We start from the raw sequence: 26,186 nt of genomic DNA, 5'->3' as shown, positions 1-26,186 counted from the left end.
ATAGATCATGGATTACTTGTTGTGTGGTAACTTTAAAGTAATTCTTTCTTTGATATTTCCAATGGCTTTTTTCGTTTTAAGGGTATTTTTTCTTAAATTGATGACATTGGGTTAGAACCCTGGGCTGGTTTGTTAAAGCCTTACAGGCTTACATTGACACCGTAAGAGCGTTCGCGAACCGCCCCTACCAACGATGCTACATTCAAATTTGATAAATTCTGAAACAAAAAATCAGCAAAATCCCTGAAAAAACGAAGCTAAAACCTTGATTCATACATTGATTATTCGTATCTTAGAGAAATAAACCCATTCATATTATGAAACAAACAACCTTCGAAATACGAGCCTACGGAGTAGGTGAGCTGGCCGAGCTTTACAGCCCTCATATGAGTCACAGAGGAGCGATTATGCAACTTTGGCGGTGGATCAATTATCATGGCGTACTGAAAGCGAAACTGCTTGAACTGGGCTTCCGTCCCGGCATACGAAGCTTTACGCCCCGCCAGGTAGAATGTATTGTCGAGCATCTGGGAGAGCCTTGAAGAAAAAGATAAGTGCCGCAGCTGTTTTTACCGGCTGCGGCACCCATTTCCGGTGGCTGCCGCAGTAAAATAAAATAGCTGCGGCAGCCAATCTGTCCGGGGGCGGATGGGGGCGGCAAAAAGACGCTTTCCATGTCTCTTTTGCGACTCAAAACCGGCACCTTTTAACACTTTTCCCAGTTGATTTACGCTCATTGTGGTCACGGAATAGCGTGTTCGTTCCGCTATTTTAGACATGATTTCGCTGGTGGAGAGCAAAATATACACCTCGAAACGCACCGGTTTGCGAAAATACGTGAAAAGCAATTCCGCTTCGGGACTCGATTGCTGGAAAGGCTCGTTGTTCTCGTTTATCTCCGTTATATCCTGGTCGGCAAACCAATAACGGAACCCCTGTTTATAAAGCGCCAGCGCCTGAGCATAAATGGCGGTATGGTCTATCCCGGAGGTATAATCGATGCGGAGCGTTTCAAAACAAAGGAAACGGCGCGAACCGGTACGGTCGGTCAGTATCTGGCTGTCGTTCACCGTGGCGGCAAACGAAGCACGGCGCACGAACGTCTCCGCATTGCGGGCATACGGGCGGCGTTCAAGGATAGAGTCTTTCGTAATCAACGCCTTCAACTGGTTCAACTCCACGCGGCTCTGTCCCGACAACTCATCGAGGATGATCAGGAAACAATCGCTCATCAGCAACGACGAGTCTTTTGCCGTAGGATCGAGATTGCCCGAATAAACATAGTTTCTAAGTGCGGGAGGCACCAGGTTACGCAACCAGGTAGTCTTGCCCAATCCCTGCGCTCCGCTCAGCAACAAGACCGTATGGTTTGCCTTCTGCTCGTTGATGGCACAGGCCACAACGGCCACCAGCCATTTCTTCAGGCACTTCCCCCAATATTCAGGCAGGTGGTGTCGACAGTGCCGGCCAGCTGCCCGATAGCGTCCGTCTTCCCGTCCCAGGCTGGCAGGTTTTCGAAGTAAGACCGGAATGGATTGTATTCGGGACTGAAATCGGAATGGATCACCGAACGCAGGTCAGACACACGGCAAAACACATCCGCTTTCTGCAAGGCACACCAGACAGAGTTTTCCCAATAATCGGTGACAGGCTGATAAGCATCGTGCTTCGTCAGGCTCCGATACTCCACTATACGCCGGACGATATTGCGGCGAAGTTTGAAACTTTTGTTTAGAAACTCCTGTATCTGAACGACAAAACTATCCCCACGATGCGAGCGAAGCGCCGTCTTCCCGGCACCATGTTCCTCCGTATGCATATAAGCGCTATCCACAGCTTGCAGGCACTCTTCGGCCGGCAGGTCGGTAAAGGTTTTACAGGCATACTTCACAACTTCTTCTTTGGCCACTCCCAGACGGTTGCAGTTGGCGGCAAAGAGATGGACGTAATTGTTGCGGTTGCCCTCGGCATAAGTAAATTTACGAGTAGTCTGTTTACGGGCGGAAGAAATCAGCTGCATGACATCTTTTCCGATAACGGCTTCTATCGGCGGCAGATCGCCGGGCAAAGTGCCCTCCCCTCTCAGCCAGGGTTCGAAACGGGGGGAGAGATAAAGTTGCGGATCGTACGAAACAATGCAGAGACGCCCGGCATCGCTTCCCGAAGTATCGGCTTTAGTACCCAGCAGGCGTTGATACCAGTCTTTCACCCGCTTGTAGATAGCCGGATGACTCTGAGGCACCAGTTCAAGTCCGACCACCGGGTAGACAATGACTTTGATGCCATGCTCGCGCGGACTGATCCAGCAGGCCACCGTATAAACAGCCTCACGCACCAGAGCGAGCAGGTGGGGTAAATCCTCTTTTTTCAAGTCATCAAAATCGAGGATAATCAATGGATTGTAGGCTGTCATATATTCTACAAGGCGTTGCCCGCGATAGGTAGCGGAAATTGTTATAGCCGGCAATGCTTTTTTCAGCATATCGGCCGCTTCGAGATCCCCCTTGTCCATACAGGCACGGATACGGTTAATAGACGTGGCATATTTGCCATTCCGGATATCAGAAAGAACGTCTATCAGGTTGACGTCGCCCATACAGGTTTTAAACCGGGCAAACACAGTTACTTTTATCATAACAGTTCGTTTAAAATTGAGGTTATTATTACTGCTTTCAAGGTCGGCAATTCTTTACAAAGGGGCCCGTTATTTTCTCTTTTATTATGATAAACACGGGCCCTGTAAATTCAAGCGCTTATCCGGGGAGATCGTCATCCCGGTGATTGTCGAGATATTCCTGTACGACATTCGTCAGTCTGCCCAACGCCAGGTAGTCTTTCTCCGGATCATAGCGTACATGAAAGACCGAGTCGAGCGAACGGAGGAAAGGTTGCACATCGTGCCGTCCGTTCACCGTCCATTTACGGCTCATCACCAAAGGACCGATCAGTTCCACGAAATCGGCCGTCAGTCCGTTGAAGACGATAGGTTCTTCCGCTATCATATCTTCTTCCCAAACGGCATGTTCCAGCAGGTGTGCCAGTTTGTTACATTGTTTTTTCACTTCCCGAAGTTCGCCTTCGAGCTGCTCGCAACGGAGCCTCAATTCTTGTGCCGCCTCTGTCAAAAGGCCGGCTTCCAGTTTTTTTTCATTTGGATTGTTTTTATTATTAGTGATTGACTGGTTGTTGGTTCAGAGTTTATCAGAAGTGAATGAATGTAGCATCGTTGGTAGGTGCGGTTCGCAAACCGCCCTTACGGTGTCAATGTAAGCCTGTAAGGCTTTAACAAACCAGCCCAGGGTTTAACCCTGGGTTTATGAAAACTCGCTCTTGTCTTTCCGCCCTGTAGGGGTGGTACAAGATAAATATCAACCATTTCCTTCTTGTCGCACCCTTACAGGGTGCCTCAGAAAAAGAAGGATTCAAGGGAACCCAGGGTTCTAACCCTGGGCTAGTTTGTTACAGGCCTACAGCCTGAAGGCACCGTCACTAATTGGCTCATCCTATAATTTGCAGATAACTCAATTTTTTCTAACAACGAAGCCCCGGAGGAAATCCCCCGGGGCTTGTTTTTGTCTGCCTTCGCTCTTCACAGAGATCGAACAGAAGAACTTTATTTCATTACTTTAGTATTAATACTGACCGCTTGTTCGCCCTCACGGGGTAATTATCATTGTCCGAAGACAAGACACGCAGTCAAAATCTATTGATTATAAATAGTTTCTTATTTTACGATTGCTTTAACAGCAGCTTCGCCTTCTACAGCTACAAATACTACACCTGCAGGAACAGAGATAGTAGCTTCGCTTGAAGTGATCACTGTGTTAGCTACTGCCTGACCAAGTACGTTGTTGATAACAACTTTCTTGCCCTGTGCACCCTTAACGATTACAGCACCGTCAGTTGCTACTACGCTGATTGCAGAAGTACCGATAGTTTCGTTCTCTGTCGGAGTTGTAGCATTTTCAAAGTCAAATGTGAACGGAGTAGCCTGGTTGATACCTTCGTTGATTGCATCATCAGAACCTTCATGGTTACCGTTCTTGTTTGCTTTCTGAGCTAATACGGCAACACCGTCTTCTTCTTTCAACCAAGCAGCTGTTTCACCCTTGAATGTACCATAACCTGTTGCAGCTGTTTCGATATAGAACTGATTTTCTACAGCTGAACCGTCACCTTCGAAACCAACTCTTCTCAAAGCAAATGCAGCTTTGTTAGCATCGTCAGCCTTAGTTACATCAATTACAGCCAGGAATGCTTCGTTATCCTTGAAATATTTCGGATTGATATATTTGTGACCATCCTGTTCGATAGCGATAACAGTCTTGCTGTCTTTCTTTTCCCATGCTTTCAAACCTAATGTATAGTCAGATTTCAGGATATACAGCTTATCTCCTTTATGGATTGCTTCTACAAATGCCAAACGAGTTTTGTTGTTATGTTTGAAGATGCTGGCATTCTGGAGCTTATTGATGTTTTCATACAGGTCTACTGAATCCTGCAAGTTGATCATGAAACGACCAGCCAGGTAACCATCATAAGATTCTTCGTGTCCGCAAGAAGGATTCAATCCGTGAGGAGCTTCGATATTACCGTCTTTACAGAATGTGTAAGCAGGTACGCTATCCGGATCAACAACAAACATATACAACGGTCTGTAATCATCTTTCTTTGCAAGGTCGATATATACAGACGGAGCTTCCGGAGTTACATTCTTCGGCTGAACACCTACGAAATTCATGCCTTTACCTGCTGAGTAAACAGAACCACCATCTTCATACAAGAATGCCTGATACGGTTCTTTCTGGATATTAGCAGGAACATAAACCTGTTCGTCAGCCAACTGTACATAGATATGACTCTTAACCGGTTTGATATCGAAGATTGTAGTAGTTGTTGTACCCATTGATGTACACAGATCATCCACTTTCATTTCATTGCTGATCGGTTGACGACGCAATACCTGCAGAGCTTCACCTTTTGCATTTGTAAGGATCATTGCATAATAATGAGCGCCATTTGCATGTGCATCTTCTTTAAATGCAAACCAAGCCATTGTCAAAGAAGGATCGCTTGTAATATCTTCTTCGTATTTAGCTACAAACTTATGATTCTGATCCAATGCGATATACTTGTAATCGTTATCGATCTGGTTAGCATCTTTAATCTTCAATCTGTAGATAGTCTTCGTCCAACCGTTTGCCGTAACAGATGTTGCGTTGTCCAACTGGAATTCCAATTGTTCTTTAGCAATTGTCAATGTGTCATTTACATCTGCAGTCAGGAACATTTCATTGTTCAAACCATCGATCAGGTTGAATACGTAAGTTGTATCGGTAACTTGTTTGCCGCTCAGGTCCAGATAACCTCTTGTAGCATCTTTCACGTCATCGAAATAGATTGTATCGCCACAGTTCAGGAAGTTATAAGCTGCACCATGCTGGCTCAGACCTTCCAGATAATTTACATTAGCATCTTTTGTATGATCGATAAAGTAATATTTACCGGCAACAACATTACCTTCAGCATCTTTCACATTGTAAAGCTGACCTCGAATGCTATATTATCAAACTCGCGGTTAGTAATTTTTACGCGCGGAGTTTCATTGTCCTGAGGAGCAGTTCTGTTATCACATCCCAGTTGTTTAACCACCCACTGAGTGGCAGGCATATGATTGAAGTCCTGTTCGTTTTCTTTTACATCATAATACATATGTCCGGCAAAATCGGAAACGATATATGAACCGTCTACTCTCTTTTCACCCTGGCTAGCTGCTTTTGTTGTAGACAAACGAACAAAGTAAGTACCGTCCACTTTTGAAGCACGAGCCAAATAAGAATAATCGTGATCGAAACCGATACGGATTAACATATCAGCCTGCTTGTTAGTTACATAAGCCTTACCATTTGCTTTATCCTGAACTGTCAGACCTGCATTTGCAAATTCGTCACCTGCATATGTGCGAGCACGACCTACAGTCGGAACAACAGATCCATCAGATAGGTAAGCGATTGTTATTGCAACCGGTTCTTGCGCAGCTTTCTTTACACCTGTATTATCAGCAGCAGTTAAAGCACCTGTACCACGAGCTTTACCTTCGTTCACTGAGTTATAGAATTGATCGATAGTTGCATTTGCCAATGTTGTAGCAGTCCAAGCTGTATTTGCCTGATATTCGGCAACAGACATAGAAGAAGCATTCAACGGTTCAATAACCAAACTGTCCTGAGTCGGGAAATAAGTAAACTTAAAGATAGAACGTGCATTATATGCAGTCAAGTTTGCATAATTAGCAGGAGCCGGAGCATTCACCAACTTCAAGTTAGGACTCTTTTCCGGGTTCAATTTATCTGCTTCGTAAGCTTCTGTAGATACCATTAATACAGAATCAGGCTCACTAGTTGAAACCTTCTTCACATTCAAAACGATGTTGAAGCCTGCATAAGCTGTACTTGCTCCATTTTCTAAAAGTGTATGTTCTTCTGCCACATAACCTTTTTCTCTTACGAAATAGCTATAAGCATCAGCAAGAGCTACTTCTGCTGTTTTGCCAGAATGGAACATATCGAACATAGCCTTATTCCAATTATCTCCGGCAACACTATTACCATATTCCCATGAGCCATCGGCATCGATCATGCTATTGATATCATCAGCAGAAAGAACTTTAGCACCAGCAACAACCGGAGTCAAAGCAATTACATTCTGGTCTGCCATGTTTACACCGGCATCTGCATCTGAATATTTAACAGCTACAACTTCGCCATTATCATTCTGAGCTAAAGCGACTGCTACTTTAGTATCATGTACAAAAGCCCATAATTTTTGCGCACCAAACGTTCCTTTTGTTAATTTAGCAACATTGTACCAAGTCCATCTGTCGATACAACCGTCTACTAATGTTTTAGTTGCACCAGCTTTCACAGATTCAGAAGTAAGAGTTCCTCCATCAACTGCATTTTCATGGTCAAATGTCAAAGGATAACCAGTTTCCTTATTTACAAATTTGAAGTTGACGCCATTAGATGCATCAGGCTGTACATCAATCTTCCATAAAGAAGATGTCAGTTTAGCTCCATTCTCTTCGGCTTCACTAAGAGCAACAACCTTCAAATACAATTTGCCGGTTGTATAGTCTCTGTCTTGTACAAGTACTTTTACTTCTGCTCCTTCCGCTTCTGCTCCAGTTTTTTCATTTACCACCAATTGGTAATACTTGTTTGAATCAAATTTATTGATTTTAGCAACATCGGCCTGATCCAGCTTGGCTGCAGTTACATCTTGGGTGCGAAACGGTACTTCCCAATCACTCTTGTTCGCATGCTGAGCACTTGCGACAGTAATTGATCCTACCAATAACGCTCCCGTCATCAAAGTAGAAAACTTTTTGTTCATAATCTTTCGTTTAATATTAATAATAGTGTTATTTAAAAAGTCTTTTAACCTCAGATCAGGAACGTCTCTAAGAGCAGATGACTAGAGAAAACGTTCCTTTTTTCTAATCATTGTTTCTTGCCTATTTTGTCTTTGTAGTCAAAAGGATGATTTTCGTACTAGTTTTGCTATTCTGTTGATAAGAAAGGATATAGGAAAGGAAAAAATATTTTGAAAAAGATTGGAGGATTAAAAGAATGTAGTAACTTTGCTGGCGAGAAAAAAGGAACCTTAAAATTAGTCATTCTCATTTCACGTTCCATCCTTTATTATTCAACAGATCATAAGCTATTATTTATTACCATTATACATATAAATATGTACCCACGCGCGTTCATAATAGACTGTGTTTCAATATCTACTTTTTCAGCTTTTTGCCGAGAATTGTTAAAAGATAGGATTTAGCCTGTTTTAGGAGGGAATAAGCGGGGGATTTTCATTCAGAAAAAAGACTATAGTATAGAACAAATACATCAAGTTATAACACAACCACGCTAAAGTACCTAGCAGCCTCATTCAACAAGTATTTATGTTAAATTACTATGTTGTAGAACATATTTCCTACAAAGCTGTTATCTTTGCAGTGTCTATTTAAACAGCAAAGAAATATGCTAAAACAAGCATTTTACATTCTGTTCTTCTATTTTACCGGAGAGTTTATCAGCTCTTTTATCGACGGTTTCATTCCGGGAAGCGTGATCGGTATGATATTGTTATTCCTGGCATTGGTCTTTAAGCTGGTAAAGCCTGCCAACGTAAAAAAACTATCCACGATCCTCACTGAAAACATGGGGCTGTTCTTCCTTCCCGCAGGCGTCGGGCTTATGACGTCGCTGGGAGTCATATCACAATATTGGGCAGTTATTCTTACTGCCTCCGTGGTCAGTACGATCCTGGTAATAGCGAGTGTCGCACTTATCCAGCAAAAACTCGGCAAGGAGGTCGGAAGCAATGAATAACCTCGCGCAATCGGAAGTATTTTCACTCACACTGGTGATCGGTACTTATATGGCGGCATTGGCTTTGTATAAGAAAACCCGCATCAGCCTGCTGCATCCGCTGTTGACATCTATCCTCGTTATTATTGCCGTACTGAAAATGATGGGAATCGAATATGAGTCTTTTCAGCGGGGAAGCCATCTGATCCATTTCTTGCTGGGGCCATCGGTTGTCGCATTGGGATTTGTCTTATACGAACAGATGCAATACCTGAAAGGAAATGTGATCTCTATCCTCACCTCCGTATTCGTCGGAGCCATTATCGGCATCGTGAGCGTGATCGTGATCGGCGACTGATGGGAGCGACCAGGCATTGATCGCCACCCTCCAACCGAAATCCGTAACGACTCCTATCGCTATGGGTATTGCCGAAAAGGCCGGAGGAATGCCTTCGCTAACAGCCGTTATCGTTGTAGCAGTAGGTATATTCGGCAGTATTGTCGGCCCGTTCGTGATGAAAGTATTAGGTATTGAAAGCCGGATCGCCAAAGGGCTGGCATTGGGCGCATCATCACATGGACTGGGAACTTCCGTTGCCATACAGATCGGAGCTGTCGAAGGAGCACTGAGCGGACTGGCTATCGGCCTGATGGGAATTATGACCGCCATTCTGGTTCCGGTAATCAGTTTTATCATTTCCCTGTTTTAGGATAATACCTTCTTCTGTGCCTTCTGAAATCATATCAGACTGATTTGCAACCTATTTCTGAATAAAAACATAGGCATATATTGGTACTTTAAGAGGAAAACACTACTTTTGTACCCGAAAATGATCGAAGACAATTCAAAAAAACATTATAAATAAAAACATTCATATGATTAATTCACAAGACATTAAAAAAGGGACTTGTATACGTTTGGACGGTAAACTCTATTTCTGTGTTGACTTCCTTCACGTAAAACCGGGAAAAGGTAACACAATTATGCGTACTACATTGAAAGACGTAGTAAAAGGAGGCCAGATCGAACGCCGCTTCAATATCGGTGAAAAACTGGAAGATGTACGTGTAGAACGTCGTCCTTACCAATATACTTATGCAGAAGGCGAACATTACCACTTCATGAACCAGGAAACATTCGATGACGTAATCATCGACAAAGACTTGATTAACGGAGTAGATTTCATGATCGAAGGTCAGATTGTGGAAGTTGTTTCCGATGCATCTACAGATACTGTTCTTTTTGCTGACATGCCTACCAAAGTACAGTTGAAAGTAACTTATACAGAACCGGGTGTAAAAGGCGATACCGCTACAAACACATTGAAACCGGCTACCGTGGAATCTGGTGCAGAAGTTCGTGTTCCGTTATTCATCAATGAAGGCGAAATCATCGAAATCAACACAACAGACGGTTCTTACGTAGGACGTATCCGTGAATAATATTTATATATTGTAAGGGCGGTTTTATGGACTGCCCTTCTATTTTTTCTTATCCAAAACATATCACTATGAAAATAAAAGAATGGGCAGCAGAAGACCGCCCGCGCGAAAAAATGTTACTCAAAGGTGTCGCCTCTCTCAGTGATGCCGAACTTTTAGCCATCCTCATCAGTTCGGGTAACAGCAATGAAACAGCCGTACAGCTATCGCAGCGTATCCTCAACACGGCAGACAATAATCTGAATGCATTGGCTAAACTGACAATCCGGGAACTGATCTCCGGATTCAAAGGTATCGGTGAAGCGAAAGCGATCACAATATGTGCTGCACTCGAGCTCGGCAAACGCCGCAACCTGTCCGATCCGGTCCTGCGCCAGTCGATCCGGAGCAGCCACGACGCCTACTCTTTGTTTCACCCCTTGCTCTGCGATTTACCTCACGAAGAATTATGGATTGCCCTGACAAACCGGGCCGGAAAAGTGATCGGCAAAACCCGGATCAGCCAGGGAGGAACGGCCGAAACCTCCGCCGACCTGCGTATCATACTGAAAACGGCTATCAACGGACTGGCTGCCGGCATTATTCTCTGCCATAATCATCCTTCAGGAAACACTCACCCGAGTTCGCAGGATGACTCCCTGACCAAACGCCTGCATAAGGCCGCCGAATTACTTGAAATAAACTTATTAGACCATATCATCCTTGCCGACGGCAGCTACTTCAGTTATGCAGACGAAGGACGGCTTTGAGGAATTGAAAATTAAGAATTGAAAATTGAAAATTAAATGAGAGACGATAAGGGTGAACAAGAGGGACTTGCAGAGTGTTTTCTTATAAATTTTCAATTTTCAATTTTCAATTCTCAATTATTTAGTAAGTTTGCATTCAAATTAAAAGAAGATGAACAACGAATTCCTCCAAACAGAAGAAGCGATTGTCGCCATGCTGAAAACGGTATATGATCCGGAAATACCGGTCAACGTATTCGATCTCGGCCTGATTTACAAAGTAGATATAGACGACGAAAAGAACGTCCGCATAGATATGACCCTGACGGCTCCGAATTGCCCGGCCGCCGATTTTATTCTGGAAGATGTCCGCATGAAAGTGGAATCGGTAGATGGTGTGAACAACGTGGAAGTCAACCTCGTATTCGAACCGGAATGGGATAAGGATATGATGTCGGAAGAAGCGAAACTCGAACTAGGTTTCCTATGAATACATCCCGGAAGAAATATATTTTGCCTCGGACGCCCATTTGGGCGCCCGTTTTCATAAAGACCCGCTGGCCGTTGAGAAAAAGTTGGTGCGTTGGCTCGACAGCATCAAAGACGAAGCTATGGCAATCTATTTTCTGGGAGATATGTTCGACTACTGGTACGAATATAAATATGTAGTACCCAAAGGATTTACCCGTTTCCTCGGTAAGCTGGCCGAATTATCGGACAGCGGCATAGAAATCCATATTTTTATCGGCAACCACGACATCTGGATGTTCGATTACCTGCCAATGAAATCGGTGCAGTGATCCATCGGGACGTATTGACGACCGATCTGCTGGGCAAACGTTTCTTTCTCGGCCATGGCGACGAGGTGGACTACCGCAGCAAAGCCTTCCGTTTTATCCGTGCCCTTTTCCGTAACAAATTCTGCCAGTGGCTTTATGCCGGCATTCATCCTCGCTGGACTTTCGGTTTTGCCCTAGGCTGGTCACTGAGCAGTCGTAAAAGCGGACTGGAAAAAGAAGATGCATTGAAATATAAAGGTGAAGCGGCAGAATATCTCGTCCTTTTTGCCAAAGACTATCTGAAAACACATCCGGACATCAATTTCTTTATTTTCGGCCATCGTCATATCATGCTCGACCTGATGCTTTCACGCACCTCCCGCCTGCTGATCGCCGGCGACTGGATGACACTCTTTTCTTATATCGTATGGGATGGGGAAAACCTGTTCCTTGAACAGTTCGAACTAATTGAAGATTAAAAAAACTGCCCCAACCGGTGTCAGAGCAGTCTAAACACTAATCCTGTGTTTTGTAAGCTGTGAGGATTAGTTATTATTAACCGGATGCAAGTTACACAGTTTTCTCTAATTATAGACAAAAACAAGAGGATTATTTTTCCGAAGTATTACCGGATAGAATAAAATTGCGTATCAACCCAATGATTACCAAGAAATAAAAAATAGTCATCGGTACTCCCAGATAATGAATCAATGTCTCGTTGAGCGAAGTACAAAGTGCATAAGAAAAGAAAGAGACAATAGGAATCCCCACTGCATAATAGAATTTCCGGGGGAAATACAACATATAAACAACGGCCAGCAAATCACCCGCATACATATATCGTTCATGCATTCCCGGCAAAATAAAAGGAAAAACCACAGCCGAAAGCAATGCCAACTGAACCAAATACTCGTTCGTCAAATTAACCGGACGTTTCCAGGCCAGATATCCACCCCCTATTAACGCGAACAAAAAAGTAAACAGTATTCCTATCCATTTTACCGGTTCGTAGTAATCATTGCTGATCCACATATAAATATTGGGAAACTGTAAAGAAAGTTCCTCATAATGCGATGACTGTTTTATAAACACAGACAACAAATCCACCAATGGCCGACCGGCTATATAAGAAGGAAGAAGCGATACCAGATAAACAGCAGGAATCAACAAAAAATAATACCATTTAATCCTGTTCCTCAGCAACAAAACAAAGAAAAAAGGAAAGAGAAGTACAGCCTGTAATTTAAAGGAAAAAGAAATCCCCAGAAACAAAACGGAAAGAAGCGAGCGCTTCTTCATCACAAAATAAATACTCCCCAACAGGAAAGAGACATAAATTGAGTCACATTGAGCCCAGTAAGAACTATTAATAAGGACTGTCGGAAGAAGCGGCACCACAGCAAACGCACACCATCTCACCCAATTTTCCTTATATTTCTGATAAGCAATCGCCCCCACAAACCAGGCAGCCACATACTCAAAGAGAACAGACAACAATTTAATCCCCACTAAAGGAGCTACCCCAAGCTTAGCTATCAGTAATAAAAAATACAGATAAGCCGGTGTGTAATTAGCAAACGGATAACGGAAAGCCTCAAAATAACCGTTCGACTTGATAAATTCCACCCACGGCAGAAGGAAAAAAGTATAATCCCCCGGTTGAGGGTAAAAAGGAAGCATACATAATTTTACTACTATGCCGAACAAAATCAACAAAACCAGAAACTTTTTGTTTCTGAAAAGAGAAAACAAAAAAGAGATAATTTTCTGCATAATAGTAGTCTTTAATGAAAAGACCGGAGAAAAGCTTTTACACCCTTCCTCGGTCTTTATCAATTACCAATATTTATTTACCTAATATATCCATTGTATCGGAAGCGATCATATATTCTTCGTCAGTCGGCACAACGATAATTGTAACTTTACTGTCCGGAGTGCTGATCACCATTTCTTCACCACGCATACCTTCGTTCTTTTCAACATCGATCTTCATGCCCATGAATTCCATGTCTTCACATACAACACGACGAGTAGCCCATTGGTTTTCACCTACACCACCAGTCCATACCAGGATATCGCAACCGCCCATAGCAGCAGCATACGCACCGATATATTTCTTGATGCGGTAGTTATAAATATTCAATGCCATGATAGCACGTTTATCTCCTTCGGCAACAGCAGCTTCGATTTCACGCATATCGGAAGAAATACCGGAAAGTCCCTGTACACCGCTCTGTTTGTTGATCAGATCAGACAAACCTTTGGCATCCAGTTTTTCCTTATCCATGATAAATGCAAGTGCACCGGCATCTACATCACCACAACGGGTTCCCATCAGCAAACCTTCTACCGGAGTCAGTCCCATAGAAGTATCTATACTCTTACCGTTTTTAACAGCTGCGATAGAACCACCGTTACCTACGTGAGCCGTAATGATACGCTGTTCTTCGTAAGGAACACCCAAGATATCGCAAGCACGTTTTGATACATAGCGATGGCTGGTTCCGTGGAAGCCATAACGACGGATACCATATTTCTTATACAAAGAATAAGGCAGACCGTACATATAAGCATAATCCGGCATTGTCTGATGGAAAGCTGTGTCGAACACACCTACTTGACGGATTCCCGGAATCAATGCGCTCATGGCACGGATACCTTTCAGGTTTGGCGGATTATGAAGCGGTGCCAAGTCGATGCACTCAACCATTTTACCGATCACTTCCGGAGTAATTTCCACACTACTGCTGAATGCTTCACCACCGTGTACCACACGATGACCTACAGCATCAATTTCGTTAAACGACTTGATACAGCCGTATTTATCGTCAGTCAGCACACTCAGGATGAACTCGATAGCTGCATTGTGTTCAGGCATTTCTTTTTCGAGAATCACTTTCTTGCCATCCGGCTGAGTGAATTTCAGGAAAGAACCCGGCAAACCCAGTTTCTCTACGCCGCCCTGTGCCAGTACTTCGTGTGTGTCCATATTGAACAGCTTGTACTTAACAGACGAGCTTCCGCAATTTAATACTAATATCTTCATATCTTTCTTGTTGTGTCTTTTTACTTTTTAGCAGCTTTTAAGCCGATAGACTGATTGCTGGCGATAGCAACCATCTTATAAATATCATCTACTGAACAACCGCGTGACAGGTCATTAACAGGAGCAGCCATACCCTGAAGGATCGGGCCTACAGCTTCTGCGTCACCCAAACGCTGAACCAGTTTATAAGCAATATTACCTACTTCCAGTGTCGGGAATACCAGTACGTTAGCCTTTCCTGCCACTTCGCTGCCCGGAGCCTTCAATGAAGCAACCGATTCTACCAAAGCTGCATCCGACTGCAATTCGCCGTCGATCTTCAGTTCCGGAGCCATTTCTTTTGCCAGACGGGTAGCCTCAACTACTTTGTCTACCATTTCATGAGAAGCACTGCCTTTTGTAGAGAAGCTCAACATAGCCACACGCGGTTCAACACCAACGATATCGCGGGCTGTTGCAGCTGTTGCTACAGCGATACTTGCCAGTTCCGGAGCAGTAGGATTCGGCATTACGGCACAGTCGGCAAAAACCAAAAGACCTTCTTTACCGTATTCCGGTTTCTTTGTAAACATAAGGAATGCACCTGATACGCAACTCATGCCCGGAGCAGTCTTGATGATCTGCAAAGCAGGACGAAGCACGTTACCTGTCGTATTCTGCGCACCGGCAATTTCACCGTCGGCATCACCGGCCTTGATCATCAGGCAGGCAAGGAACAAAGGATCTTCTACCATAACGGCTGCCTTTTCAGGAGTCATGCCTTTTTTCTGGCGCAATTGGAAAAGCAGGTCGGCGTAAGCGGCTTTCTTTTCATGATTTTTGGGGTCAACAATAGTAGCCTGTCCGATGTGGTTTAGACCGTAGTTTGCTGCCAGAGAAGAAATCTCGGCAGGATTTCCGATCAAAATGATGTCAGCAACTCCATCGGCCAATAAACGGTCGGCGGCTTTTAATGTTCTTTCTTCTGTTCCTTCGGGAAGAACAATGCGCTGCTTGTCAGCTTTAGCGCGTGCAATAATCTCTTGCATTAAATCCATAGCGGAAGATATTTTTATAGAATTTAGTAATTGCTACTGTTTGCGGATACAAAAGTAGACAAAATGCAACATAGAGTTTGCAAAAAGTGCAAAAGAATTGCATCCCGACCTGCCACTTTCAGAACATTTAACAGTAATTCACTACTTCACGCTCTCCGGAAAGGATTTGCTGGAGTTCTTCGGCTGAGATATTGATTGCCAGCCTGCCGTTATGAGCCACAGATATCTTGCCGCGTTCTTCCGATACGATAATAATCAAAGCATCCGTCTCCAGCGACATTCCCAGTGCCGAACGATGGCGTAAACCCAGGTCTTTCGGCAGATTGGCGTTCTGCGCAACCGGCAGGATACAGCCGGCAGCCTTGATCCTTCCGTCCGCTATGATCATGGCACCATCATGCAAAGGACTGTTTTTGAAGAAGATATTTTCTATCAAACGGGCATTCACATCAGCATTGAACATTTCGCCGGTATGTTCATAAACCGACAGGTCTACATCTTGTTGGATAACGATCAGGGCACCGGTCTTTTTACGCGCCATATTCATACAGGCCAGAACCACCGGAGCGACAAACTTACCTTCACTCTCCTTATCCGCTCCTCTTTTTGAAAACAGTTTCCCCAGAAACTTCCAGCCGCGGTGCGAACCGAGGGCCAGCAGGAAACGCCTGATTTCATCCTGAAACAATATAACCAGTACGACAAAACCGACACTGATAAACTTATCCAGTATGGCACCCATCAAACGCATTTCCAACACCTGCGAAACCAGGATCCATACAACAATAAACGAAACGACCCCGCTAAAGATAGCCAGCGTGCCCGAACTTTTCATCAGTTTGTATGTCTGATAAAGGAAGAAGGCTACCAGCAGTACATCGATCAGGTCTTTTATTCCGAAATGCATCCACATAATATTATGAGTTGATAGTTGACAATTGACAGTTAACAGTTTTGGTGACCAGCTTCACCGCTTCTACAGCAGCTTTCACATCATGAACGCGAAGAATATCGGCTCCGTTTATCAGTGCCAGCGTATTCAGTACCGTAGTTCCGTTCAGGCTGTCGGCAGGCGTTCCTCCCAGGAAACGGTAGATCATACTTTTGCGGGATATACCGACTAAAAGAGGAAGATCGAACACGCCGAACTCCTGTAAACGATTCATCAAAAGGTAATTCTGATCGACCGTTTTACTGAAACCGAACCCTGGGTCAAGGATAATATCGTTTACCCCCAGCAAACGAAGTTCACGTACTTTCGATGCGAAATACAGCATGATCTCTTCCATCATATCCGTATAACCGGTATGCTGCTGCATTGTTTGGGGAGTTCCGCGCATATGCATCATAATATAAGGAACATTCAGCTCGGCAACAGTACCGAACATAGCCGGATCCAATTCGCCGCCCGATATATCGTTTATGATGGCAACACCATAATCCTCCACACATTTACGGGCCACATCAGCACGAAATGTATCGACCGATACGACAGCCTCCGGATAATGTGCGTTCAATATCTTTAAGGCAAAAGCCAGCCGTTCCATCTCTTCTTCCGGCGAAACCTCCTCTGCATCGGGACGGGACGAATATCCGCCGATATCAATGATCTGACCGCCTTCCGACAATATAGCCCGTATGCGTTCTTCAATATCTGCTTCCGTTTGTTTACGGCTTCCGGCATAAAAAGAATCAGGGGTAACATTCAGAATCCCCATCACTACCGGAGTAGAGAGCGACATGAGTGTTCCCTTAATATTGAGCGTTTTATCTGACATTTCAATTTTATATTTCCAGCAAAGATACACGATTATCACTGAAATCTTCCCTCTTCATTCCTCATTCTTCATTTAATTACTACTTTTGCTCTCTAATAATCAGCAAACGAAAGAAAGCTATGAGTATTTCAGAACTGTATGAATTATTTATACACCATCCGAAAATAACGACAGACAGTCGCAATTGTCCGCGTGGTTCCATCTTTTTCGCCCTGAAAGGGGAAAAATTTGACGGAAACCAATATGCAGAAAAGGCACTGGCTACAGGTTGCTCTTATGCCGTGATCGATAACCCGGACTATGTCACAGGCGAACGCACCATCCTGGTCGACAATGCATTGACGGCCTTACAGCAATTGGCACACCGCCATCGTAAAGCATTAGGTATTCCCATTATCGGTATTACCGGGACAAATGGGAAAACAACCACCAAAGAATTACTGGCGGCCGTATTATCCACCAAGTTCAACCTGCTTTATACCGAGGCAACCTGAACAATCATATCGGTGTCCCCCTGACCTTGCTTCGACTAACACACGATCATGAGATGGCTGTTATCGAAATGGGCGCCAGTCATCCGGGAGACATCAAGGAGCTGGCGGAGATCGTTTTGCCGAACTACGGTATCATTACCAACGTCGGACGCGCCCATCTGGAAGGTTTCGGTTCCTTTGAAGGCGTCGTAAAAACAAAAGGGGAATTGTACGACTATATCCGCCGCACAAAGGGAAAGATATTTATAAAGAAAGAAAATAAAGACCTGCAGGGGATAGCTAAAGGGATCGAACAAATCACTTACGGAGCAGACGATACTTCGTTCGCTTCAGGTCATGTGATCAGCTGTAACCCGTTCCTCACTTTCGACTGGAAACAACAGGGAAAAATTCATACTGTAGATACACACCTGATCGGGGCATATAATCTGGATAATGTACTTGCCGCCGTCGCCATAGGCCGTTACTTTAAAATTCCGGCAGAACGCATCAGCCGTGCCATTGCCGCTTACGAGCCGACAAACAACCGGTCGCAGCTAAAAGAAACAGCAAGCAACACCTTACTGATCGATGCTTACAACGCAAACCCAAGCAGCATGAAAGTTGCGTTAGAGAACTTTACAGCCATGCCGGTATCCCCTAAAGCCGTCATTTTGGGTGACATGCGTGAACTGGGGCCGGCTAGCGACGAATTGCATGCCGAAGCGATAGAAGAAATCAAAGCCGGAAAATTCGATAAAGTATTCCTCTGCGGAGAACATTTCCAAAAAGCAGGCAAAGACTTTGCCACCTATGCCACAACAGAGGAATTGATCGACGCATTAAAAGCCAACCCGTTAAAAGGATACCATATCCTGATCAAAGGTTCACACGGGATGGCATTGGAAAAGACAATAGAAGTTCTATAATAACTTTCTGTCCTGTTCGCTTGCCGACAATTGTCGGCAGGCCTGCTCACAATTATCGACAGGTTTGCTCATAATTGTCGACAAGCCTGTCCATAATTATCGGCAGCCAATATGATCAAGTAGTTCCTTCCTCCTGATTATCCATAAACAATACCTTCTTCAGCTTCTGATACAGGAAAGACAATACGAGCAGGATGACTCCCAGCATGATAAATACAATGATCTTACCAACCGTTGGCAGTAACCACAGATCGACAATGACCAGCTTCAAGAGGACAAGACCGAAAACAACCAGACTGATCATACGCAATATTTTCAGATGCAAACGCATCCCCAACGCCATCAGGATAAATCCGGCAATGCTTAAAGAAATGGACAATGCCGCACTCGATTCATTCTGCAAACCGGTCAGATATAACATATTATTAACCGCTACCGCCAACAGGACCGTTGAGATAACCGCAATAAACGAAGTCATCTTATCCGAACTCTTCCGTCTGAAATCAAATGAAGCATAATACCATTTGGCAAACAAAGACAGATGAGCGATCAAAACCACCAATACACCCCATTGTAACAAAGACAAAGAGGTATAACCCGAATCATTCGCCTTTGCAGACAACCAAAGAAAGAAACCTGCGGAAAATCCCGCCAATATAGCATAAACAGTCGCACAACGTTCTATCGGAAACCGCTTTCTCATACCGACCTGCACCAAAAACAATGTCAAACTACTGAAAGCCAGGCAGGAACAGTCAGACAACGATTCAAAAACAATATTCCTATGAAAATCTACGATAAACGACAGATATACGATACCGCAACCGGCAAACAAAGCGATCACACTGAAAGGTATATATTTCAGACTCGTAGCCTGCCGGAACAATTCTTTTTCACGTTCCATCAACCAGGAAAATACCCCAAAAGCCAAACCGGCAAAAAGACCGGTCATAAACGTTCCGTTCATCAGCAAAGGTTCAGTCATACCAGCTACCAGCACATCTTCGATATCCATCAGGAAAGATATGATCGTCAGAAAAACAAGAATGATAGTAAAGTATTCATAAACGGGAAAACGGAACTTTATAAATATCCATAGCAAAACAACCATCTCCGTTGCCCAAAGCAACGTAATAAACGTTCCATCCAGCTGGATCGGTATGGTAATGGAGACAAATGCCAGCGCCATCCCGATCAGTGCCGTAAACAGGAAACCGGCATCCGATTGCCTGCTGCGTATCACAAAAGCAATACAGGCATTCACCAATGCAATAAATAAGGTAACCGCCCCTTTCAGGTTATAAGCAAGTTGTAAATCTTTCAGATACCACAGCGCAAAATAGAGAAAGAAGAAATTATTCAAGACCACAACGATCATTAACGGCTGATTCACCTTCCTGTTATCCGTACGTAGTACCGAAACAACCGGCAACAGGAAAATCAGATAATATAAGGTAGAGAAAAGCAACATATGAACCAATTGCGTACTCCGGGCAATATCCAGATCGGCCACCAGTGAATAACCGAGCATGATCACATAGGTCGCCACAAAACAGATCAGCGGCAGTTCGCCCCACTTCTTATACAACGACAATCCGAACATTCCCATATTCAGAATCGTCATATAAGTGAACAACACCAGATAATTCCCCATCCCGTCACTCACCAGGAAAGGAGCAATAAAACCACCGATCAGCGCAATAACCGCCAACTCCCGCCGGTCATACAATACAGAGAGAAGCGACATAAAGACCGTCAGCACCACCAGTATGATAAAAGCAGCCGTCTGACTGAACAATCCATAATAATGATAAGCTATCCCCACCGTTACATAGAAGATGGCAAATGCACCGCCTGCCAGCAGGGAGCTGAACGTACGGTATGTATTTTTAAGCCTTTGTGATAAAAACAGTAACCCTCCGCCAACTACAAATCCGAGTACTGTACGAAACAGTTCATTGATCCAGTTCTTGTCGATCGCATATTTGACAAACAATCCCATACCGACCACCAGCACCAGGATACCGATCTTCCCAAACAGATTCTCTCCGATATATTTCTCATAATTGACTTTTTTCTTTTCTTCGACAAGTCCGAATGGCTTGATCTGCGGTTTAGGGACAACCTTTTTATCTCCAATGCCGACGGACGGAACGGTCTCTTCAGGTTTACTTTCAACCGGCTTTTCTACAACAGGAGTCACTTCCGTCGCCTTTTCCACAGGTTTCTCTACCAGCCTTTCCGCGATCTCTTCGCCCACTTTCCCAACAACCTCCTCAACCTGCTTTTCATCGGACGATGTTGTTACCGCCTGCTGTCTCCTGAGTTCTTCCAACTGAGTCTCGATATACTTTCGCAAACTATACAGATCTTTCCGCAAGGAATCCATATGAGTATTCATCTTACTTATGTGCGAATAGAGGCTGATCCATACAACGACGATCAGTATGACAAGCAGTGTTTCCATGATCTTAATTTAATGAACGCAACTAAGATACGGATTAATTTAAATTACAGGCTATCCATAATCCTTCTTTGTTTCTCAAAAAACAAAATACGCTGTTGTTCACCGCTGACCGATATCATAGTAGAGGCTTTCAGCAATGACTGAAGCCAGTTACGGACAATCTCATACGCCTTTTCATCCTGCGAAACAACCGTATTCAAAATAAATGCCCGAATAATACTTATCCGGTAATTTTGCGAATCCAGATAACTGTAACTGGCATCAAAATTAATATTCGAAATATAGAACGAAACCGGATTACCAGTCTCGCTATACATACCATGGGTTGCCAGTAGTTCCATATTATTCAGGAAACGGAATAAATCCTGTTTTAAAAGACGGATATTTTCAGTATCTATCAGTTGAATACTGCGACAATACAATATATCATTCACGATATATTGGAAAATCAGAGGGTCCCAGATGTAAGTAGTTTTTCCGATATGCTTCGATTCTGCGGCGGTAACCCGCTGCACTTCCAGTAATTTCGCCGAAGGTTCTATATCTCTGAAATGAACCGCTTTATCCGAATGACCGTACTGGTTATACCATTTACAGAGATAAAAACGGGTTATATAATCGTAATCAAGCAAGAAAGTAGCAGGAAGAACATTCATACACTCCACCCCGCAGGAAGACGGATCGGTGCCGGCTTCCCGCAACCGTTCGTTATACATTTCCCACATTTTAAAATCATCCTCTATCGGTTCTACATACTCCACCAGACTCAGCTGATAAGGACGACTCTTTGCCGCACATCCTCCGACCAGATTATCCAACGAGACCCCAAACTTATTGCAGATCGCAGCTATCTCTGCAAAAGAAAAAGCCACATCGCCCCTCATACGGCGGTACACAGCTTCTCTTTCTATACACAGTAAATCAACCAAAGCATTGGTCAGGGTCGCTTTATGTGGCATTTTCTCTCTGATCGCGCTGATTAACTTTTCGTAAATCAGGTCTTTACTCATAATAACAATTTTAATGATTGCCAGTAGACAAAAATAATAAAAATAAAGAACCATTCCTACCAATACTCATTTTTGACTACTTTTGTACATTTATAAACAATATAATAATATGCACGATCTTTGTTGTATAGGTCATATCACACTGGATAAAATTGTGACCCCTAAAAATACAGTACACATGGCGGGAGGAACCGCTTTTTACTTCTCCCATGCAATCAAACATTTCAACGACATCGATTATTCGTTGATCACGCTTTAGCCGAATCGGAGATGAAAGAGGTTGATAAGTTACGGTCGGAAGGAATCGATGTGGCGGTTATGCCCAGCAAACATTCCGTTTATTTCGAGAACATCTACGGAGAGAACCAGGATAACCGCACGCAGCGGGTTCTGGCGAAAGCAGACCCGTTCACAGTCGATTATCTGAAAGATATACAGGCCAAGATCATTCATCTGGGAAGCCTCCTGGCTGACGATTTCTCACTGGATGTCGTGAAATACATGGCAGGAAAAGGACTTGTATCCGCCGACTCTCAGGGTTATCTCCGCGAAGTCCGTGATAAAAAAGTCTACGCTGTCGACTGGACAGAAAAGGAAGAAGCATTAAAATATATCCATTTCCTGAAAGCAAACGAACATGAAATGGAAGTGCTCACAGGCCACGACGATATTGTCGGCGCTGCATTGAAAATGTATGAATGGGGAGTAAAAGAAGTACTGATCACTTTGGGCAGCCTGGGCTCTGTTATATACGATGGGAAAACATTCCATAAAATACCGGCCTACAAACCAAGAGAAGTGGTTGATGCCACCGGCTGTGGCGACACTTATATGACCGGTTACCTGTATCAGCGTGCCAAAGGTGCTTCCATAGATGAAGCCGGCCGTTTTGCCGCCGCCATGTCCACCATCAAGATCGAAGCCTCCGGCCCTTTCAGCGGAAGCAAAGAAGATGTCATCCATTGCATGGAGACGGCGGAACAAAGGTTTCCGGAAATTTAGAAATAATTGAGCTATCCAACTGTCAAAGTGACTCATCTGTTACAGGTTCATTTGCCGTCTGCTTTAGCTGACGGTTTACAAGCTGATTCTTTTTTGGCTTTAGCCACATTTCTCCCAGATAGAGAGTTTTAAGAAATGGGACTAAAGTCCAAAGAGATAAATACTTTATTAGTCCGTCAGCTAAAGCAGACGGCAAATGAACCTGTAATAGCCAAGTGACATTGATGACGGGATAGTTCATTTTTGATAAAAATTGAATTATCTAAACGCCTTGCTGAACGTGGTCATCAACAGAATACAAAGTCCCAGCAAGCCGACCACCATATAAGCATATTCCATATTGAAAGCCTGTGAGATTGCTCCGATCAGTAATGGTGCGACAAGCGAACCGATAAAACTGATACTTGATAGAATGGTAAGCGCAATCCCCACCGGTGTTTTCGACTTTGCCCCGACAAGGCTATAAATAGTAGGAACCATACTCGAAATCCCCAATCCGACCAACATAAATCCGAATGAGTTGACAATCACCTTCAAGGCCATCGAATCAACTGTGCTGCCTAATAAGGCGGAAGTAAAGAACCCGATAAAAATAAAAGCGCCGGACAACTGCAACACCCGTTGCTTTCCCCATATACGGTACGCATAATTAGCCAGGAAGCGACCGACAGTCATCATCACCATAAACACCAGAAAACCAATCTGCAATGATTTAGGCACCTGCAAAACCGATTCAAAATAGACACCGCTCCAGTCGAACATCGCACTCTCAACCACCAAAGCGAACAAACCGACCAGTCCCAACTTAATCAGCAACATCTCCGGCTTCTTTATATATTGCCATTTCTCCGACTTATCTTCTACAGCTTCCTCCTTCACATCTGCTGTAGATACATCATCCTGCAAATACCTGCGGCTCACCATGGTAAGCAACAGTATCAATGCAGCTATCAACGTAAAATGCCAGAACGGAGTAATATCCGAAACGATCATAATAAAACCGATCAACGCCCCCAGACAGGCAGCCAGACTCCATCCCCCATGAAAAGAAGCCATGATCGTCCGCCCGTAAAGTCGCTCTATCCCGATCCCCTGTGTATTCAACGATATATCACACAGATTCCAGAACACACCGAAACAAAACAGAAACACCCCAAGCATATAAATATTCAATGCCGTCCCAATCGCAAATAGAGAAAGGGCATATCCCATAATACTGATCTGCACCATAATACGACTTCCCAGCTTCGACACCAGATAACCCGCCAGCGGGATCGCCACAAACTTCCCCACCGGAATCATAAACAGCACAATCCCCCAATACAGAGCATCATTCACCGTAAAAATCTCCTTAATATCAGGAATACGACTCGCCCAACTTGAAAAGCAAAGCCCCTGAGCAAGAAAAAAAGAAAGAACCGCAAAACGTATATGTTCTTTCGAATAAGCTACATGGTTATTAGAATCCATTTCGTCAGATATTTATTGAACAGACAAATATACTCATTAGAACAGGAAATAACAGAAAAAAAGGTATGTTTGTACTAAATCCAAAAGACATGAAAACCAGAATACTAATTATCTTCCTGTTGTTTTTCTGCAAAACCTTGCTTTCAGGACAAACGATTGCAGAACGAATAACACCTCCCGAAGGATATGTCCGAACAGAGGTTGCAACAAATTCTTTTGCCGCATATCTCCGTCAGCTACCTCTGCAACCGGAAGGAAGCAAGGTTCTGCTTTATAATGGAGAGACAAAGTTTAACCAACTAGCTGCTTATGCCGTCGTCGATCTGGATATCGGGAAACGTGACCTTCAGCAGTGTGCCGATGCCGTTATCCGGCTGAGGGCGGAATATCTTTACGGACAGAAACAGTATGCAGCCATCCACTTCAATTTCACGAACGGATTCAATGCCGAATATACCAAATGGGCAAAGGGCAACCGCATCCGTGTGAACGGCAATACGGTGTCGTGGTATCCATCCAAAGGCGAAGATTATTCCTATAAAACATTCCGTTCCTATCTGGATATGGTATTTTCCTATGCAGGAACAGCCTCCCTATCGAAAGAACTGGCTCCGGTCAATTACCAGGATATGAAGATAGGTGACGTATTTATCCAGGGCGGTCACCCGGGGCATGCCGTTATTGTCGTCGATATAGCCGTTCACCCAAAGACAAAAAAGAAAGTATTCCTGCTGGCACAAAGTTATATGCCTGCCCAGCATATCCATATACTGACCAATCCGGTAAACTGGAAGAAATCCCCCTGGTACGAACTGAGCGACTCGGATGACGAAAAAGTTTATACCCCGGAATGGGTATTCAATAAAAAAGATCTGAAACAATTCAAATAAAAAAGCATTCCAAAAGTAACTACATATCAACGCCTTACATTTAAATATATTATTTTTCTCATTTATTATTCAATAAAGATGCAGCCTTTTTGCAGCTTCTATCATCTTATTAGTCGTACATAATTTATTAACACTAAAATAAAAGAAAAAATGAAGAAGACGTTGAAATGGTCGCTTATGATGATGTTAGCAGTAGTTGGTTTAACTTTTGCTTCTTGCAGTGATGATGATGACACTCCTACAGTAGGAACTGTAGAAGATGTTAATGGCGAATTTACAGGAAAGATGACTTATGCAGAATCTAAGGCAGAGGCAGAAGCTGATCCTACTGCTACAGAATTAGAACTGAAAGTAGCAAATGACTCAATCATTTTTAATAAGTTTCCTTATGAAGCATTAGCTGCCAAAATTGTTGGAGAAGAAAATGTTCCAGGTATTGTTGAATTGGTAAAAGATTTGGAATATAAGATCAATTACACAGCTACAATGAATGCAGCAAAGGATTCTGTTATAATCACATTAAAACCGACAGCATTGAAAATTGAAGCTGCTGCAGTTGAAGTTACTATTGAAGCAGAAAAAACAGCTTCTTATGCCATCAAAGATAAAAATCTGAAATTCGACATAAAAGCAGCCAACGTAAAAGTAGGTGGAACAGACCTCCCTGGTTGGACTCCGATGGACTTGTCTTTCGATATGAAGAAGAAATAAGACTAATTCTATCCAATATAAACGGAGGATGTTTCATTGAAAGCATTCTCC

The 26,186-nt window shown here is 43.6% G+C and carries 20 protein-coding genes and 4 pseudogenes; 11 read left to right on the top strand and 13 right to left on the bottom strand.

What is annotated here, in order from left to right; translation table 11 throughout:
- Window positions 1–317: 317 nt before the first annotated feature.
- Window positions 318–542, top strand: coding sequence for a DUF4248 domain-containing protein (locus DXA15_RS12060; RefSeq protein WP_009859970.1), 225 nt, complete (start codon window positions 318–320; stop codon window positions 540–542).
- Between the two features lie 27 nt (window positions 543–569).
- Here DXA15_RS12060 and DXA15_RS26420 read toward each other — a convergent pair whose 3' ends face one another.
- The 5 genes from DXA15_RS26420 to DXA15_RS12040 form a co-directional block, all read right to left on the bottom strand.
- Complete coding sequence (locus tag DXA15_RS26420) at window positions 570–1,409, bottom strand: VapE domain-containing protein (protein ID WP_233567216.1); 840 nt, start codon at window positions 1,407–1,409, stop codon at window positions 570–572.
- 11 nt (window positions 1,410–1,420) lie between these two features.
- A complete protein-coding gene (locus tag DXA15_RS26415) occupies window positions 1,421–2,635 on the bottom strand; it encodes a BT4734/BF3469 family protein (protein ID WP_233567215.1) in 1,215 nt (404 codons plus the stop codon).
- Between the two features lie 118 nt (window positions 2,636–2,753).
- Window positions 2,754–3,125: a hypothetical protein gene (locus DXA15_RS12050; RefSeq protein WP_128134180.1), complete on the bottom strand. Its 372-nt coding sequence runs from the start codon at window positions 3,123–3,125 to the stop codon at window positions 2,754–2,756.
- Window positions 3,126–3,724: 599 nt separating this feature from the next.
- Window positions 3,725–5,536, bottom strand: a complete 1,812-nt coding sequence (locus DXA15_RS12045; RefSeq protein WP_128134179.1) for a DUF6383 domain-containing protein — start codon at window positions 5,534–5,536, stop codon at window positions 3,725–3,727.
- Window positions 5,533–7,371, bottom strand: a complete 1,839-nt coding sequence (locus tag DXA15_RS12040; RefSeq protein ID WP_128134178.1) for a hypothetical protein — start codon at window positions 7,369–7,371, stop codon at window positions 5,533–5,535. The genes DXA15_RS12045 and DXA15_RS12040 overlap by 4 nt, the downstream gene beginning before the upstream one ends.
- A gap of 671 nt (window positions 7,372–8,042) precedes the next feature.
- Here DXA15_RS12040 and DXA15_RS12035 point away from each other — a divergent pair.
- From DXA15_RS12035 to DXA15_RS12010, 6 genes and pseudogenes are all read left to right on the top strand, one after another.
- Window positions 8,043–8,393, top strand: a complete 351-nt coding sequence (locus DXA15_RS12035; protein ID WP_009859976.1) for a CidA/LrgA family protein — start codon at window positions 8,043–8,045, stop codon at window positions 8,391–8,393.
- A pseudogene (locus DXA15_RS12030) lies at window positions 8,386–9,082 on the top strand (LrgB family protein). Before DXA15_RS12035 ends, DXA15_RS12030 begins: the two are co-directional and overlap by 8 nt.
- Before the next feature lie 166 nt (window positions 9,083–9,248).
- Entirely contained in the window at window positions 9,249–9,815 is a 567-nt protein-coding gene (efp, locus tag DXA15_RS12025; protein WP_009859978.1) for an elongation factor P, read from the top strand.
- Window positions 9,816–9,883: 68 nt separating this feature from the next.
- Window positions 9,884–10,564: a DNA repair protein RadC gene (gene radC, locus DXA15_RS12020; RefSeq protein WP_199676299.1), complete on the top strand. Its 681-nt coding sequence runs from the start codon at window positions 9,884–9,886 to the stop codon at window positions 10,562–10,564.
- Between the two features lie 151 nt (window positions 10,565–10,715).
- Window positions 10,716–11,033, top strand: a complete 318-nt coding sequence (locus DXA15_RS12015) for an SUF system Fe-S cluster assembly protein (protein ID WP_009859980.1) — start codon at window positions 10,716–10,718, stop codon at window positions 11,031–11,033.
- Window positions 11,034–11,037: 4 nt separating this feature from the next.
- A pseudogene (locus tag DXA15_RS12010) lies at window positions 11,038–11,801 on the top strand (UDP-2,3-diacylglucosamine diphosphatase).
- A 130-nt stretch (window positions 11,802–11,931) separates the two neighbouring features.
- Here DXA15_RS12010 and DXA15_RS12005 read toward each other — a convergent pair.
- From DXA15_RS12005 to folP, 5 genes are all read right to left on the bottom strand, one after another.
- Window positions 11,932–13,095 carry a hypothetical protein gene (locus DXA15_RS12005; protein ID WP_128134176.1) on the bottom strand — a complete coding sequence of 388 codons (1,164 nt, stop codon included), beginning with the start codon at window positions 13,093–13,095 and terminating at the stop codon, window positions 11,932–11,934.
- A 73-nt stretch (window positions 13,096–13,168) separates the two neighbouring features.
- On the bottom strand, window positions 13,169–14,368 hold the full coding sequence (locus tag DXA15_RS12000) for an acetate/propionate family kinase (RefSeq protein WP_128134175.1): 1,200 nt from the start codon (window positions 14,366–14,368) through the stop codon (window positions 13,169–13,171).
- A 20-nt stretch (window positions 14,369–14,388) separates the two neighbouring features.
- Window positions 14,389–15,405: a phosphate acetyltransferase gene (pta, locus tag DXA15_RS11995; protein WP_009859984.1), complete on the bottom strand. Its 1,017-nt coding sequence runs from the start codon at window positions 15,403–15,405 to the stop codon at window positions 14,389–14,391.
- 127 nt (window positions 15,406–15,532) lie between these two features.
- Window positions 15,533–16,318, bottom strand: a complete 786-nt coding sequence (gene cdaA, locus DXA15_RS11990; RefSeq protein ID WP_128134174.1) for a diadenylate cyclase CdaA — start codon at window positions 16,316–16,318, stop codon at window positions 15,533–15,535.
- Window positions 16,319–16,322: 4 nt separating this feature from the next.
- Entirely contained in the window at window positions 16,323–17,183 is an 861-nt protein-coding gene (gene folP / locus DXA15_RS11985) for a dihydropteroate synthase (protein ID WP_128134173.1), read from the bottom strand.
- 119 nt (window positions 17,184–17,302) lie between these two features.
- On the opposite strand from folP, the pseudogene murF reads away from it, so the two are divergent.
- Window positions 17,303–18,585 (top strand): annotated as a pseudogene (gene murF, locus DXA15_RS11980) (UDP-N-acetylmuramoyl-tripeptide--D-alanyl-D-alanine ligase).
- Between the two features lie 115 nt (window positions 18,586–18,700).
- Here murF and DXA15_RS11975 read toward each other — a convergent pair.
- Window positions 18,701–21,052: a DUF2339 domain-containing protein gene (locus DXA15_RS11975; protein ID WP_128134172.1), complete on the bottom strand. Its 2,352-nt coding sequence runs from the start codon at window positions 21,050–21,052 to the stop codon at window positions 18,701–18,703.
- A 44-nt stretch (window positions 21,053–21,096) separates the two neighbouring features.
- On the bottom strand, window positions 21,097–22,062 hold the full coding sequence (locus tag DXA15_RS11970; RefSeq protein WP_233567214.1) for a helix-turn-helix domain-containing protein: 966 nt from the start codon (window positions 22,060–22,062) through the stop codon (window positions 21,097–21,099).
- A gap of 109 nt (window positions 22,063–22,171) precedes the next feature.
- Between DXA15_RS11970 and DXA15_RS11965 the strand changes: the two are divergent.
- Window positions 22,172–23,064 (top strand): annotated as a pseudogene (locus DXA15_RS11965) (PfkB family carbohydrate kinase).
- Window positions 23,065–23,322: 258 nt separating this feature from the next.
- Here the strand turns inward: DXA15_RS11965 and DXA15_RS11960 are convergent.
- Window positions 23,323–24,534: an MFS transporter gene (locus DXA15_RS11960; protein WP_128134170.1), complete on the bottom strand. Its 1,212-nt coding sequence runs from the start codon at window positions 24,532–24,534 to the stop codon at window positions 23,323–23,325.
- Between the two features lie 89 nt (window positions 24,535–24,623).
- Between DXA15_RS11960 and DXA15_RS11955 the strand changes: the two genes are divergently transcribed.
- Window positions 24,624–25,424, top strand: a complete 801-nt coding sequence (locus DXA15_RS11955; protein ID WP_128134169.1) for a DUF4846 domain-containing protein — start codon at window positions 24,624–24,626, stop codon at window positions 25,422–25,424.
- A gap of 150 nt (window positions 25,425–25,574) precedes the next feature.
- Window positions 25,575–26,135, top strand: a complete 561-nt coding sequence (locus DXA15_RS11950) for a DUF4840 domain-containing protein (protein WP_128134168.1) — start codon at window positions 25,575–25,577, stop codon at window positions 26,133–26,135.
- Window positions 26,136–26,186: the final 51 nt, after the last annotated feature.

This window comes from Parabacteroides sp. AM58-2XD, assembly GCF_003463685.1.
In the GTDB taxonomy this organism is placed as follows: domain Bacteria; phylum Bacteroidota; class Bacteroidia; order Bacteroidales; family Tannerellaceae; genus Parabacteroides; species Parabacteroides segnis.
This window is presented reverse-complemented; position numbering and strand designations above follow the sequence as displayed.

Bases quoted from the DNA above. Each gene is read 5' to 3' on its own strand.
- DXA15_RS12040 (WP_128134178.1), bottom strand. From the start codon at position 7,371: ATGACGGGAGCGTTATTGGTAGGATCAATTACTGTCGCAAGTGCTCAG.
- radC (WP_199676299.1), top strand. From the start codon at position 9,884: ATGAAAATAAAAGAATGGGCAGCAGAAGACCGCCCGCGCGAAAAAATG.
- DXA15_RS11950 (WP_128134168.1), top strand. From the start codon at position 25,575: ATGAAGAAGACGTTGAAATGGTCGCTTATGATGATGTTAGCAGTAGTT.
- DXA15_RS12005 (WP_128134176.1), bottom strand. From the start codon at position 13,095: ATGCAGAAAATTATCTCTTTTTTGTTTTCTCTTTTCAGAAACAAAAAG.
- DXA15_RS11975 (WP_128134172.1), bottom strand. From the start codon at position 21,052: ATGGAAACACTGCTTGTCATACTGATCGTCGTTGTATGGATCAGCCTC.
- DXA15_RS26415 (WP_233567215.1), bottom strand. From the start codon at position 2,635: ATGATAAAAGTAACTGTGTTTGCCCGGTTTAAAACCTGTATGGGCGAC.
- folP (WP_128134173.1), bottom strand. From the start codon at position 17,183: ATGTCAGATAAAACGCTCAATATTAAGGGAACACTCATGTCGCTCTCT.
- cdaA (WP_128134174.1), bottom strand. From the start codon at position 16,318: ATGTGGATGCATTTCGGAATAAAAGACCTGATCGATGTACTGCTGGTA.
- DXA15_RS12015 (WP_009859980.1), top strand. From the start codon at position 10,716: ATGAACAACGAATTCCTCCAAACAGAAGAAGCGATTGTCGCCATGCTG.
- DXA15_RS11955 (WP_128134169.1), top strand. From the start codon at position 24,624: ATGAAAACCAGAATACTAATTATCTTCCTGTTGTTTTTCTGCAAAACC.
- efp (WP_009859978.1), top strand. From the start codon at position 9,249: ATGATTAATTCACAAGACATTAAAAAAGGGACTTGTATACGTTTGGAC.
- DXA15_RS11970 (WP_233567214.1), bottom strand. From the start codon at position 22,062: ATGAGTAAAGACCTGATTTACGAAAAGTTAATCAGCGCGATCAGAGAG.
- DXA15_RS12000 (WP_128134175.1), bottom strand. From the start codon at position 14,368: ATGAAGATATTAGTATTAAATTGCGGAAGCTCGTCTGTTAAGTACAAG.
- pta (WP_009859984.1), bottom strand. From the start codon at position 15,405: ATGGATTTAATGCAAGAGATTATTGCACGCGCTAAAGCTGACAAGCAG.
- DXA15_RS12060 (WP_009859970.1), top strand. From the start codon at position 318: ATGAAACAAACAACCTTCGAAATACGAGCCTACGGAGTAGGTGAGCTG.
- DXA15_RS12035 (WP_009859976.1), top strand. From the start codon at position 8,043: ATGCTAAAACAAGCATTTTACATTCTGTTCTTCTATTTTACCGGAGAG.
- DXA15_RS11960 (WP_128134170.1), bottom strand. From the start codon at position 24,534: ATGGATTCTAATAACCATGTAGCTTATTCGAAAGAACATATACGTTTT.